The sequence below is a fragment of the Brevundimonas sp. genome (assembly GCF_036732845.1).
Lineage (GTDB): Bacteria > Pseudomonadota > Alphaproteobacteria > Caulobacterales > Caulobacteraceae > Brevundimonas.
This window is the reverse complement of the sequence record NZ_DAINBO010000055.1, coordinates 1-10,942: the sequence shown is the minus strand read 5'-3', so window position 1 is coordinate 10,942 and position 10,942 is coordinate 1. Positions and strand designations below refer to the sequence as shown.

At 68.3% G+C, this 10,942-nt stretch carries 12 protein-coding genes; 5 read left to right on the top strand and 7 right to left on the bottom strand.

Going from position 1 to position 10,942, the window contains the following annotated elements:
• Positions 1–43: 43 nt before the first annotated feature.
• The 5 genes from mreC to V7D63_RS12375 all read right to left on the bottom strand — a co-directional run bounded on the left by mreC (position 44) and on the right by V7D63_RS12375 (position 4,390).
• Positions 44–1,108, bottom strand: coding sequence for a rod shape-determining protein MreC (mreC, locus tag V7D63_RS12395; protein ID WP_333592591.1), 1,065 nt, complete (start codon positions 1,106–1,108; stop codon positions 44–46).
• A gap of 127 nt (positions 1,109–1,235) precedes the next feature.
• Entirely contained in the window at positions 1,236–2,273 is a 1,038-nt protein-coding gene (locus tag V7D63_RS12390) for a rod shape-determining protein (RefSeq protein ID WP_333592592.1), read from the bottom strand.
• A 225-nt stretch (positions 2,274–2,498) separates the two neighbouring features.
• A complete protein-coding gene (locus V7D63_RS12385; RefSeq protein ID WP_333592590.1) occupies positions 2,499–3,122 on the bottom strand; it encodes a glutathione S-transferase family protein in 624 nt (207 codons plus the stop codon).
• A gap of 77 nt (positions 3,123–3,199) precedes the next feature.
• Positions 3,200–3,622 (bottom strand): hemerythrin domain-containing protein, encoded by a 423-nt coding sequence (locus V7D63_RS12380; protein WP_333592589.1) that lies wholly within the window; start codon positions 3,620–3,622, stop codon positions 3,200–3,202.
• 63 nt (positions 3,623–3,685) lie between these two features.
• Positions 3,686–4,390 (bottom strand): TVP38/TMEM64 family protein, encoded by a 705-nt coding sequence (locus V7D63_RS12375; protein ID WP_333592588.1) that lies wholly within the window; start codon positions 4,388–4,390, stop codon positions 3,686–3,688.
• A gap of 86 nt (positions 4,391–4,476) precedes the next feature.
• Here V7D63_RS12375 and V7D63_RS12370 point away from each other — a divergent pair, with 86 nt between their 5' ends.
• The 3 genes from V7D63_RS12370 (at position 4,477) to V7D63_RS12360 (ending at position 7,600) form a co-directional block, all read left to right on the top strand.
• Entirely contained in the window at positions 4,477–5,544 is a 1,068-nt protein-coding gene (locus V7D63_RS12370) for an AraC family transcriptional regulator (protein WP_333592587.1), read from the top strand.
• Between the two features lie 60 nt (positions 5,545–5,604).
• Positions 5,605–6,318 carry a CPBP family intramembrane glutamic endopeptidase, BDIM_20840 family gene (locus V7D63_RS12365; protein WP_333592586.1) on the top strand — a complete coding sequence of 238 codons (714 nt, stop codon included), beginning with the start codon at positions 5,605–5,607 and terminating at the stop codon, positions 6,316–6,318.
• A 76-nt stretch (positions 6,319–6,394) separates the two neighbouring features.
• Positions 6,395–7,600, top strand: a complete 1,206-nt coding sequence (locus V7D63_RS12360; protein WP_333592585.1) for a pyridoxal phosphate-dependent aminotransferase — start codon at positions 6,395–6,397, stop codon at positions 7,598–7,600.
• Here V7D63_RS12360 and V7D63_RS12355 read toward each other — a convergent pair.
• A complete protein-coding gene (locus tag V7D63_RS12355) occupies positions 7,597–8,613 on the bottom strand; it encodes a polyprenyl synthetase family protein (RefSeq protein WP_333592584.1) in 1,017 nt (338 codons plus the stop codon). The two genes, V7D63_RS12360 and V7D63_RS12355, sit on opposite strands and share 4 nt — an antisense overlap.
• A gap of 96 nt (positions 8,614–8,709) precedes the next feature.
• Here V7D63_RS12355 and V7D63_RS12350 point away from each other — a divergent pair, with 96 nt between their 5' ends.
• Entirely contained in the window at positions 8,710–9,456 is a 747-nt protein-coding gene (locus V7D63_RS12350) for a tRNA1(Val) (adenine(37)-N6)-methyltransferase (protein ID WP_333592583.1), read from the top strand.
• 41 nt (positions 9,457–9,497) lie between these two features.
• Positions 9,498–10,109 carry a TIGR02466 family protein gene (locus V7D63_RS12345; RefSeq protein ID WP_333592582.1) on the top strand — a complete coding sequence of 204 codons (612 nt, stop codon included), beginning with the start codon at positions 9,498–9,500 and terminating at the stop codon, positions 10,107–10,109.
• On the opposite strand, the gene V7D63_RS12340 is transcribed toward V7D63_RS12345, so the two are convergent.
• Positions 10,100–10,633: a TetR/AcrR family transcriptional regulator gene (locus V7D63_RS12340; protein ID WP_333592581.1), complete on the bottom strand. Its 534-nt coding sequence runs from the start codon at positions 10,631–10,633 to the stop codon at positions 10,100–10,102. The genes V7D63_RS12345 and V7D63_RS12340 overlap by 10 nt on opposite strands.
• Positions 10,634–10,942: the final 309 nt, after the last annotated feature.

Sequence of the window (10,942 nt, the reverse complement as noted above, 5' to 3'; positions counted from 1 at the left end):
ATCCACTGCGTCGGCCCGATCACGCGAACCGCGACGGGCCGTCTCACGCCGGTCTCTCCGGCGGTGCGGGGACCGGGGCGGACGGCGTCGCGGCCGCAGGCGGCGGTGCGGCGGCGGCCTGGGCGGCGCGGCGGGCGGTCTCTTCGGTCGCGGCCTGGCGGCGGGCCTGGGCGTCGCCGATGGCGGCGGCCTGGTCGGCCGTCGGCGGCGGGGCCGTATCCAGGGCGGCCAGGGGCGGCGCGTTCAGGGTCTCGGGGTTCGCCAACTGGCCGAAATCCTCGAACAGCATGACCCGCACATAGTCGATGGCGCCCCGGTCGCTGAACAGCTTGACCCGCCAGGAGCCGTCGATGCCCTTGGCGACCACGCCGATCGGCACGCCGCGCGGAATGCCGCCGCCGTCGCCCGAACTCAGCACCCGGTCGCCGCTGCGCACCGAATCCTGGCCGCGCACATATTCCAGCCGCGGATTGCCGCTGCCGTCGCCGGTCAGCATGGCGCGGGCGTCCGAACGGTCGATCAGGACCGGAATGCGCGACGCCACGTCGGTGACCAGCAGCATCCGGCTGACGCCCGGCGCCACGCCCACGATCCGGCCCACCAGCCCGTGCTCGTTGATGACCGGGTTGCCGACCTTGACGCCCTTGGACGATCCGGCGTCGATCAGGCGCGAATTGACGAACGGCCCGCGCGCCTCCGAGATCGACCGGGCCGTGGCCATGGCCACCGGCGGTTCGGTGCGCAGGCCCAGCAGGGTCTCATAGCGGGCGTTGACGTTCTTCAGGGCGATGGCCTGATCGCGCCAGGGCTGCAGTTCGGCCAGCTCGCGCTTCAGCCGACGGTTCTCCTCGACGGCGTTGAAATAGCCGCCGACATATTCCGTGACATGGCCCGCCCAGCGCACGGGCGCGGCGAAGACTCCGCCGACCGAGCCGGCGCCGGTGGTGAACCCGGCGCGCACCGGCCCAAAATGGTCATCCGCCTCGCCCGACTTGCCGTCGGCGAGCAACAGCATGATCGAGGCGATCAGGCCGACGCCGACCACGGCCATGGCCGTCCAGACCAGCGGGACCTTGAGATTCTCGAACGGTCCGTCGCGAAACGCCACGGCCAGCCTTCCTGATAGAGGGAATCGGCACGACGCCCCGTGCCGACTTTTCGCAGCCTATCGCAAATTCCGTGCCGCCTGGGAACCGGAGCCGCCGACGGTGTCACAAGGAATTGCAGGGCCGGGTTTACAGCGCCGAGTCGAGCACGCCCTTCATCCAGCGCGGATGCTCCAGCACCCGGCCGCAGCCCACGGCGACGCAGCTCAGCGGGTCGTCGGCGACCGAGACGGGCAGCCCGGTGTGGTCGCGGATCTCGGCGTCCAGACCGCGCAGCAGCGCGCCGCCGCCGGTCAGCATGATGCCCTTGTCGGCGATGTCGGCGGCCAGTTCCGGCGGAGTGGCCTCCAGCGCGACCTTCACGGCCTCGATGATCTGGGTCACCGGCTCGGCCAGGGCCTCGGCGGCCTGGCGTTCCGAAATGCGCACCTCGCGCGGCACGCCCTGCATCAGGTCGCGGCCCTTGACCTCGATCGACAGGCCTTCGCCGTCGGCCGGGATGCGGGCGGTGCCGATGTCCTTCTTGATGCGTTCGGCGGTGGTCTCGCCGATCAGCAGGTTATGGTTGCGGCGCATATAGCTGATGATGGCGTCGTCCATCTTGTCGCCGCCGACGCGCACCGAGCGCGAATAGACGATGCCCGACAGCGACAGCACGGCCACCTCGGTGGTGCCGCCGCCGATGTCGACGACCATCGAACCGGTCGGCTCGTGGATCGGCAGGCCGGCGCCGATCGCGGCCGCCATCGGCTCGTCGATCAGGCCCACGCGGCGGGCCGAGGCGTTCAGGCAGCTATCGTTGATCGCGCGGCGCTCCACCGCCGTGGCGCCCGAGGGCACGCAGACGATGATCTTGGGGTTCACGAAGCCCTTGCGGTTATGAACCTTGCGGATGAAGTGCTTGATCATCTCCTCGGCGACTTCAAAGTCGGCGATGACCCCGTCGCGCATCGGACGGATGGCTTCCATGTGGCCGGGGGTGCGGCCCAGCATCTGCTTGGCCTCTATGCCCACGGCGTGCACGATCTTGCGGCCGCCCACGTTGCGCAGCGCCACCACCGACGGCTCATTCAGGACGATGCCCTTGCCCTTCATGTAGATCAGGGTGTTGGCCGTCCCCAAATCCATAGCGATGTCGTTGGAGATAGCGCCGAAGACGTTGAACATGGGGTCGGGTACCGTGGTTGAGGCCTGGTCGGGCGTCTGGAATGTCTCGGTCAAGCCCGGCGACGCCCCGCCCCCGCGCATCCCCATACGCGAAGCCGTCCTGATCGTCTTTTTCGCCGCGCCGACCAACGGCCCGTTTGCCCGTATGAATCGACCGTGACAACCCCTTTCGCGCGGGCCGGGACGCGATCACTCGATGGTGAGCGTCCCGACGTCGCGCATCGGTCAGGCCGCGATCGGCTCCAGCCCCTCGGTCTTCAGCATCCGCGCCACCGCCGGGCGCTGCTGAACCGCGTCCAGATGAGCGTTCAGCTTGGGATAGCGGGCCTGGTCCAACAGACGCGCCTGGCGCGCCCAACGCTCGAAGACCATCAGATAGTCGTCGGCCAGGGTCCAGCGTTCGCCGAACACCCACGGGCCTTCCACCAGATGCTGTTCGGCCAGGTCCAGCTTGGCCAGGGCCTGTTGCAACGCCTGGTCCTTGGTCTCGCCTTGCAGCGGCGGATGGCTGAACAGCACCTTGCCCAGGGCCGGATGCAGGGACGAACCCAAAAAACCGTTGAAGGCGTTGAAGCGCGCCATCTCGTACGGATCGCCCACCGGCGCCAGGCCGGCGTTCGGGAAGCTCTCGGCGACGAAGGTCAGGATGGCCGCATTCTGGGTGATGACGCCCTTGTCGGTCTTCAGGGCGGGCGTCGACCCGGCCGGATTGACCGCCAGATATTCCGGCGTCCTCTGCTGGCCCGCCCTCAGGTCGATCTTTTCCAGGGCGAAGTCGGCCCCGGCCTCCTCCAGCGCGGAATGCGAGGCCATGGCGCAGGCGCCGGGCGAATAATACAGGGTCAGCATCAGGGTCTCTCCCGTTCGGCGTTTCAGTATGAACGCAGATAGAGGCCCATGTTTTCCGTCACAAGTGCGGTATCAATTCAGGCGGCCGACGTCATCTTCTCGGCGGCGGGATAGAGATCCTCGTTCTCGCGCCGGACCCGGTCGACCAGGCCGTCCAGCAACAAGCCGGTCTCGCGGGCGAACCTCAGCGGGTCCGTGCGGATGGTCTCGGCCGTCCAGCGCCTGCGGTACAGGTGGAACAGGTCGGTGATCCCGCCCATCTCGGCACGATAGCGCGCGGCCAACGCCGACAGATCCCCGTCATTGGACGCGATCATGGCGGGATACAGATAGCCGTCTTCCTGTTCCAGGTGTTCGACCAGCTCGGCCGTGAAGGCCTCCAGGGTGGCCAGCACGTCATTGACGGTCGTCGGATCGGCCGCCGCCTTGGCCTGTTCGCCTAGAAGCGTCCCCAGCTTCAGAATGCGGGCGTGCTGTTGGCGAAATGGCAGGGTGTTCATCGGCTTGTCCTTATCGCGGCCCATCTCTGCCCATGAATGGTGAATGAGTGTCTAAGGCCGCCGCTACCGATCCTCGCGGCGCTTCACCCATTCCCGCACGCCCAGCATCAAACCCAGCCAGACCACCGCCACCGCCGCCAATATGGCCGAGGTCCAGACACCGTCCCCCTTGGCCGCGGCCGCCACGGCCCCGCCGAAGAAGGCCACCAGCGCCGTCTTGGGCAGGACGCCGAGGGCGCATCCCAGCAGGAAGGCGGGAAACGACGCCCGCGTGGCGCCGAACGCCATGTTGACGACGATGAAGGGCGCGGACGGCACGTTCCTGATGATGAAGCTGGCGTAGAAGGCGTTCTTGCCGATGAAGCGGGTCAGCCGCTCGATCGTCGCCCCGCCGAACCGGTCCAGCAGCCGCGCCGCCGGGCCGCGACCCATCCAATAGGTCACGCCCGCCGAGATCACCGTCGCCGCCCAACTGTAGGCGAAGCCCAGCGACGGCCCGAAGGCGACCACGCAGGCGGCGATCAGGATGAATTGCGGCGCCCCCACGAAGGCGGCGGCGATGAACAGGATGACGGTGGCGATGAAGGCCATCGGGCTTCCGGCGTAGCCTTGCAGCCAGGCCTCCATCCGGTGCTCGGCGTCCAGGCCCAGCATCGTCTTGCCCGCCAGCATCAGCCCCATCACGACCGCCAACAGCAAGCCGCCGACCGCCAGCGTGCGCCAGCGGGCGGCCTCCATGTTCAGCACGAAGTCGAGAAGCCGACGCATGAGGTCGCGTTACCACCTGAACCGAAAACGAGCGAGGCCCTCGCTTACGTCTATGCGCCGCTCAGGCTTGGCTGTACCACCGTGGCATGGCGATGACTGAAATCGACGTCATCGTGCGCGTGGCGGGCGCGACGCTGCTGCTGTGGGCGGCGTTCGGCCCGGGCGGCGCGCGGGCCGCGGCCCGGAGATTCTTCATTCCCCTGGCGATCTGCGTGGCCGCCTTCCTGGCGGGGAACACTCCGGCGCCGGAGTTGCGGCTGTCCGGCGGGGCGGCAAGAGTCTGCATGGTCCTTACGGGCTACGCCGCCGTCTTTTTATGGTGGTGGTGCCTGGCCGTGTTCGACCAGAGCTTCCGGCCCCGTGGCGCGGTGCTGGCGCTGGGAATCGCCTGGATCGTGATCGCCAGCGCGGATCGGGGACTGTTCGGCGAGACCCTGGAAAATCTGGGCCTGTCCCGAATCCTGGTCGCCCTGGGCCTTGTCATGGTCGCTCACCTGACCTGGCGGCTGATCCTCGACCGAACCGACGACATGATCGATCGACGACGCAGGGCGCGAGGAATCGTGGTCGCCGTCCTGGCGGCGCAGTTGCTGACGGACCTGGCGGTCGATCTGGTCTTCGGGTTCGACTGGAGTCCGCAGGCCTTCACCATCGCGCAGAACGCCGCCTTCCTGGCCTTCACAGGGTGGCTCCTCAGCCTCGACCTTGCTGACGAGCCGGTGTGGACAGAAACGCTTTCAGCCCGCCGAACCGGCGCGGAACGGCGTCAGGAGGCTCCGCTCGACCCCCGACTGACGACGCGCCTGAACCATCTGCTGGAAGTCGATAGGCTGCACCTCGTGCCGGACCTGACCTTTGAACAGTTCGTCAAGGCGATGGACGCGCCGGAGCGCACGGTGCGGCGGCTGATCAATCAACAACTGGGCTATGACCACTTCCGCACCTTTCTGAACGCCCACCGGGTCGAAGAGGCCAAGCGACGCCTTGCCGACCCCGCGCACCGCGACGACAAGCTGATCGCCATCGCCATGGACAGCGGTTTCGCCTCCCTGCCTTCGTTCAACCGCGTGTTTCGTGACCGGCAGGGCTGTGCGCCCAGCGCCTTCCGCGCCGCCTCGCGAACGACTTTTGAGGAACGATCAGCCGGGTTCTGATGAGCCTGCGCCCACCGTCCCGACTAGGTCCTCCAACGTCAGCGAACACGGGAGGAAACCATGGACGGGATCATCGGCACGGCAGGGGTTGTCGCAATCCTGCTGCTGCTAGGCGGCGCGCTCGGTCTGTTGCAACGCGGCGCATTTTCGCTGCGCTGGCTGTTGGCGGCCGCAGCGTTCGTATGCCTGAACGACGTACTGCTGACCAACGGATACGGCCAGTGGCCCGACCTGCTCGGCGGAAACTGGAATTGGCAGGGCAAGGCGCTGGCCCTGGCCGCAACGCTGGTGATCGCCGCCCTGCCCCTTCTCGGCTGGAAGGCTTGCGGGCTGACGCTCCGACAGGCGCCGGGCAGCCTCGCGCCCGCCCTGCTGGTCAGCCTGCCCTATGTCGCCTTCTTCGCGGTGCTGGCGTTCCTCTTCCCCAATGAGACCGCCTCCGCGGAAACCATCGCCTTCCAATTGACCATGCCGGGACTGGAGGAAGAGACCTTCTATCGGGGGGTGCTGTTGCTGATGCTGGGGCGGGCCTTCACCGGGCGGCTGGCATTCCTGGGCGTCGATTGGCACTGGGGCGCCGTGCTGTCGTGCATCCTGTTCGGTCTGGCTCACGCCTTCGGCTTTTCGGATGGGCGCTTCACCTTCGATCCCCTGACCATGGCGTTGACGGGCGTGCCTTCGGTCATCGGCGTCTGGCTGGTGTTGCGGACCCGCAGCGTGTTGACGCCGTTGCTGCTGCATAATTTCGGCAATGCGATCACCTTGCTGCTTTAGGCCGGTGTCGCCGGGCGTCGGATTTGCCCCGTGTTTCGCAACTGCGTAAGGATGCGCCCGCCTTTCGGGAGCCGCCATGTCCAGCCTGCAGTCCGTCGCCCTCGCCCGCGTCAAGCCCTCGGCCACCCTGGCCGTCTCCGCCCGTGCGCGCGCGTTGCAGGCCGAAGGCCGCGACATCCTGAGCCTGGGGGCCGGAGAACCGGACTTCGACACCCCGGACAACATCAAGGCCGCCGCCGTGGCCGCCATCCAGGCCAACCGCACCCGTTACACCGACGCCGACGGCATCCCCGAGCTGAAGGCCGCCATCGTCGCCAAATTCGCGCGTGAGAACGGCCTGACCTACGCCGTGAACCAGATCCACGTCGCCCCGGGCGGCAAGCCGGTGCTGTACAACGCCCTTCTGGCCACCCTGTCGCCGGGCGATCAGGTGATCGTGCCCGCCCCCTATTGGGTCAGCTATCCCGACATGGTGCTGTTGGCTGGCGGCGAACCGGTCGAGGTGGTGGGCCAGGAAGCCGACGGCTTCAAACTGCGGCCCGAGGTGCTGGAGGCCGCCATCACGCCGCGCACCAAATGGCTGATCCTGAATTCGCCGTCCAACCCCACCGGCGCCGCCTATACCCGCGCCGAGCTGGAATCACTGGCCCAGGTGCTGCGCCGCCACCCCCAGGTCTGGGTGATGACCGACGATATGTATGAGCACCTGACCTATGACGGCTTCGAGTTCGTCACCCTGGCCCAGGTGGCGCCCGACCTCCATGACCGCACCCTGACGGTCAATGGCGTGTCCAAGGCCTATTCCATGACCGGGTGGCGCATCGGCTATGCGGGCGGACCCAAGCCGCTGATCGACCTGATGCGCAAGGTCATCAGCCAGACCACCTCCAACCCCTGCTCCATCAGCCAGTGGGCGGCGGTCGAGGCTCTGAACGGTCCCCAGGACTTCATCGCCGAGCGCGCGCGGCATTTCGAGCGGCGCCGCGACCTGGTGGTGTCGATGCTGAACCAGGCGGCGGGCATCACCTGCGCCCGGCCCGAAGGCGCCTTCTACGTCTATCCGTCGATCGCGGCCCTGATCGGCAAGACCGCGCCGTCGGGCGTGGTCATCGATTCTGACGAGACCTTCGTCACCGAACTGCTGAACGCCGAGGGCGTGGCGGCGGTCCAGGGCGCCGCCTTCGGCCTGTCGCCCTATTTCCGCATCAGCTACGCGACCTCGGACGAGATCCTGGAACAGGCCTGCGGCCGCATCCAGCGGTTCTGCGCCAGCCTGCGTTAGGCCGCCCGGCTGACCGCGAAATCGGCCAGCTTCTCCAGCGCCGTCTTCCATTCGCTGTCCGGCAGTGTCGCCAGCGCCGCCTTGGCCGCGTCGGCGTAGTCGCCCGCCAGATCCAGGGTCGCACCGATCGCGCCCGAGCCGACCACCAGTTCCCGCGCCCGACGGAAGTCGTCTTCCGTGCGTTCGCCCTTGGTGATGGTGCGTTCCCAGAAGGCGTCCTCGCGGCCGCGCGTGCGCTGCACCGCCAGCAACAGCGGCAAGGTCGCCTTGCCCTCGTTGAAATCGTCGCCCGCGTTCTTGCCCAGGGCCGCCGAGGCGCCGCCGTAGTCCAGGGCGTCGTCGGCCAACTGGAAGGCGATGCCCAGGTTCAGGCCATAGGCGCGCAGTGCGCCGACCCGCGCGTCATCCGCGCCCGCGCCGACCGCGCCGGACTCGGCCGCCGCCGCGAACAGTTCGGCGGTTTTGGCGGTGATGATTTCCAGATAGGTGTCGCGATCCAGGTTCAGGTCGTGGGCGCGCGTCAGTTGCAGCACCTCGCCCTCGGCGATGACGCTGGAGGCCTTGGCCAATATGCCCAGCGCCCGCATCGAATCCGTCTCGACCATCAATTCAAAGGCCCGCGCGAACAGGAAGTCGCCCACCAGCAGACTGGTCGGCGCGCCCCAGATCAGATGCGCCGCCACCTTGCCGCGCCGCAGTTCCGATCCATCGACCACGTCATCGTGCAGCAGGGTGGCCGTGTGGATGAACTCCACCGCCGCCGCCAGCTTGCGCGAGGCCTCGATATCGTCGCCCGCGCCCGCGGCCCGCGCCGCCGCTACCGTGATCAACGGCCGCAGCCGCTTGCCGCCCGCCGCGATCAGGTGTTCGGCCAGTTTCGGGATCACCGGCACCGGCGACTGCATGCGCGCGATGATATGGGCGTCGACCGCCGTCATGTCGGCCTGGGCCAGGCGGACCAGGGCCTCGACATCGCCCTTGTCGCGGGCGGCGGGGCTGACGGCTGCGTCCAAGACGGCACTCTTTTCTGAACGGCGGGAACTGGGGCAGCTATTGCCCCTTTGCGAGGCGGCGCACAATGGTGAGCGCGCCATGAGGGGTCAAGTCGCGTGACCGTCGCAGCCGACATCGTCGAAAACGCTCTGCTGGGCGGCCGGGTGCGCCTGCGCCAGCCCGCACGCGGCTATCGCGCGGGCCTGGACGCGGGCCTGCTGGCCGCCGCTGTCGCCGCCGCGCCTGGACAGCGGGTGATCGAGGCGGGCTGCGGCGCGGGCGGGGCCTTGCTCCAGATCGCCGCCCGCTGTCCTGACGCCGTCTTGACCGGCGTCGAACGTGAGGTCCAGGCCGCCGCCCTGGCGTGCGCCAACGCCGAGTTGAACGGCGTCGCCGACCGTGTCGAGGTTCTGACCGCCGACGTCGCCGACGGCTTCCGCACGCTGGACCGCGCGCCATACGACTGGGCTGTGTCGAACCCGCCCTTCTTCGACGATCCTGGCGCCCTGCGCCCGCCCGCCGAGGGCAAGCGCGCCGCCTGGATGGCCGACGACGGCCTGGCCGCCTGGACCGGTTTCCTGCTCAAGGCGGTGAAGGAGAACGGGCGCATCGTCCTGATCCACCGCGCCGACCGGCTGGCCGACATCCTGGCCCTGCTGGCGCCCAAGGCCGGGTCCTTCGCCGTCCTGCCCGTCCATCCGCACGCCGACGAACCGGCCAAGCGCGTGCTGGTCGCCGCGACCAAGACCGGCAAGGCCCCTCTTCGTCTTCTGCCGCCCCTGATCCTGCATGAACGCGGCGGCGCCAAACACACGCCCCAGGCCGAGGCGATCCTGCGCGGCGAGGCGGGGATCGCGCTTTAAGCATCCTTCTCCCCCAGGGGGAGAAGGGCTATTCCCCTTCCATGTCCCTGCGCCCCCTCTTCGTCACCCAGGTCTATGAAGCCAGCCTGGCCGCCGCCCCCGGTTTCGCCGACTTCAACGCCGAACTGGCCGAGGCCTGCCGCATGCTGGCGGTCGAGGACGGAGCCGGCCGCGCCTGGTGCAAGGCCCACGGCTATCGCGGCTACACCTCCTACGGCTCCCTGACCGACCTGCCCCAGCGCCTGCCCGAGTTCGCCGAACTGAAGAAGCACCTGGACCGCCACGCCCTGGCCTATGCCCGCGCGCTGAATTTCGACCTGGCGCGCAAGCCCCGGCTCGACAATCTGTGGGTCAACATCCTCAAGCCCGGCGGCGGCCACACCAGCCACATCCACCCGCACGCCTTCCTGTCCGGCACCGTCTATGTCGAGGTTCCCGACGGCGCCTCGGCGCTGAAGCTGGAGGACCCCCGTCTGCCGATGATGATGGCCCGCCCCGGCGTCCACGCCGATGCGCCCGAGACCGAACAGCCCTTCGTCTATCTGGCGCCCCGAGCCGGCACGGTGCTGATGTGGGAAAGCTGGCTGCGCCACGAGGTGCCGACGAACGCGGCCAAGAGCGAACGGATCTCGATCAGCTTCAACTACGCCTGAGCGGGCGTCGTATCGGCGTCGTCCACCAGCGCCTGCAGCATCACCGCCAGCCGGTCGCGCATCGCCTCGCTGGAGCGGCCGCAAGGCTCGAAGCCGCTCAGTTCGCGGCTGACCGTCATGCCCATCACCAGGCTGGTCGCCAACTGGGCGCGGATCGCCGCGTCGGTCCCGCCCAGCCAGGCCACGAACGGGTCGAAGAACCGTTCATTGCCCGACGCCCGCACCAGTTCGATGGCGCGCGTCGATCCGATGGAGCGCAGCATGATCTGCATGCCCTGCAAGGCCGCGCCCTCCTTGCGGTGGAACACGACCCGATCCGCGACCCTGCGGCCGAAGCTCTCACGCGGGCCGTCGAACAGATCGGCGCCGGCCTCGCAGGACCCCAGCACCGCCACGAACAGATCTTCCTTGGAGCCGAAATATCGGCTGATCAGCGCGGCGTCGACGCCCGCGTCATTGGCGACCTGGCGCAGACCCACGTCGTCATAGCTGTAACGACAGAACCGCTCGCGCGCCGCCGCCAATATCGTCTCCCGCGTCGCCGTCGCATTGCGCGGGCGCTGAGCCGTTACACAAACCACTTCATCACCACCGAATTACTCGCCGCGCATATGAACAAGTCAACGGCTGTTGACAAGCTGGACCGAAAAGCACAACTGACGCGCCGCACCGCTTTCCGCCGAAGCGCGCGTATAAACAAGCACGTCCAGACCCGGAGACCGCGATGCGCGGCCATACCCTTCTCGCCCTCGCCCTGATCAGCCTCACCCTCGCGGCGTGCGGCAAGCCCGCCGAACAGGGTCCGCCCCCGCCGCCCGAGGTCACCGTCGCCC

Bases quoted from the DNA above. Each gene is read 5' to 3' on its own strand.
- V7D63_RS12385 (WP_333592590.1), bottom strand. From the start codon at position 3,122: ATGCTGACCCTGTATTATTCGCCCGGCGCCTGCGCCATGGCCTCGCAT.
- V7D63_RS12365 (WP_333592586.1), top strand. From the start codon at position 5,605: ATGGACGGGATCATCGGCACGGCAGGGGTTGTCGCAATCCTGCTGCTG.
- V7D63_RS12360 (WP_333592585.1), top strand. From the start codon at position 6,395: ATGTCCAGCCTGCAGTCCGTCGCCCTCGCCCGCGTCAAGCCCTCGGCC.
- V7D63_RS12375 (WP_333592588.1), bottom strand. From the start codon at position 4,390: ATGCGTCGGCTTCTCGACTTCGTGCTGAACATGGAGGCCGCCCGCTGG.
- V7D63_RS12380 (WP_333592589.1), bottom strand. From the start codon at position 3,622: ATGAACACCCTGCCATTTCGCCAACAGCACGCCCGCATTCTGAAGCTG.
- V7D63_RS12345 (WP_333592582.1), top strand. From the start codon at position 9,498: ATGTCCCTGCGCCCCCTCTTCGTCACCCAGGTCTATGAAGCCAGCCTG.
- V7D63_RS12390 (WP_333592592.1), bottom strand. From the start codon at position 2,273: ATGTTCAACGTCTTCGGCGCTATCTCCAACGACATCGCTATGGATTTG.
- V7D63_RS12370 (WP_333592587.1), top strand. From the start codon at position 4,477: ATGGCGATGACTGAAATCGACGTCATCGTGCGCGTGGCGGGCGCGACG.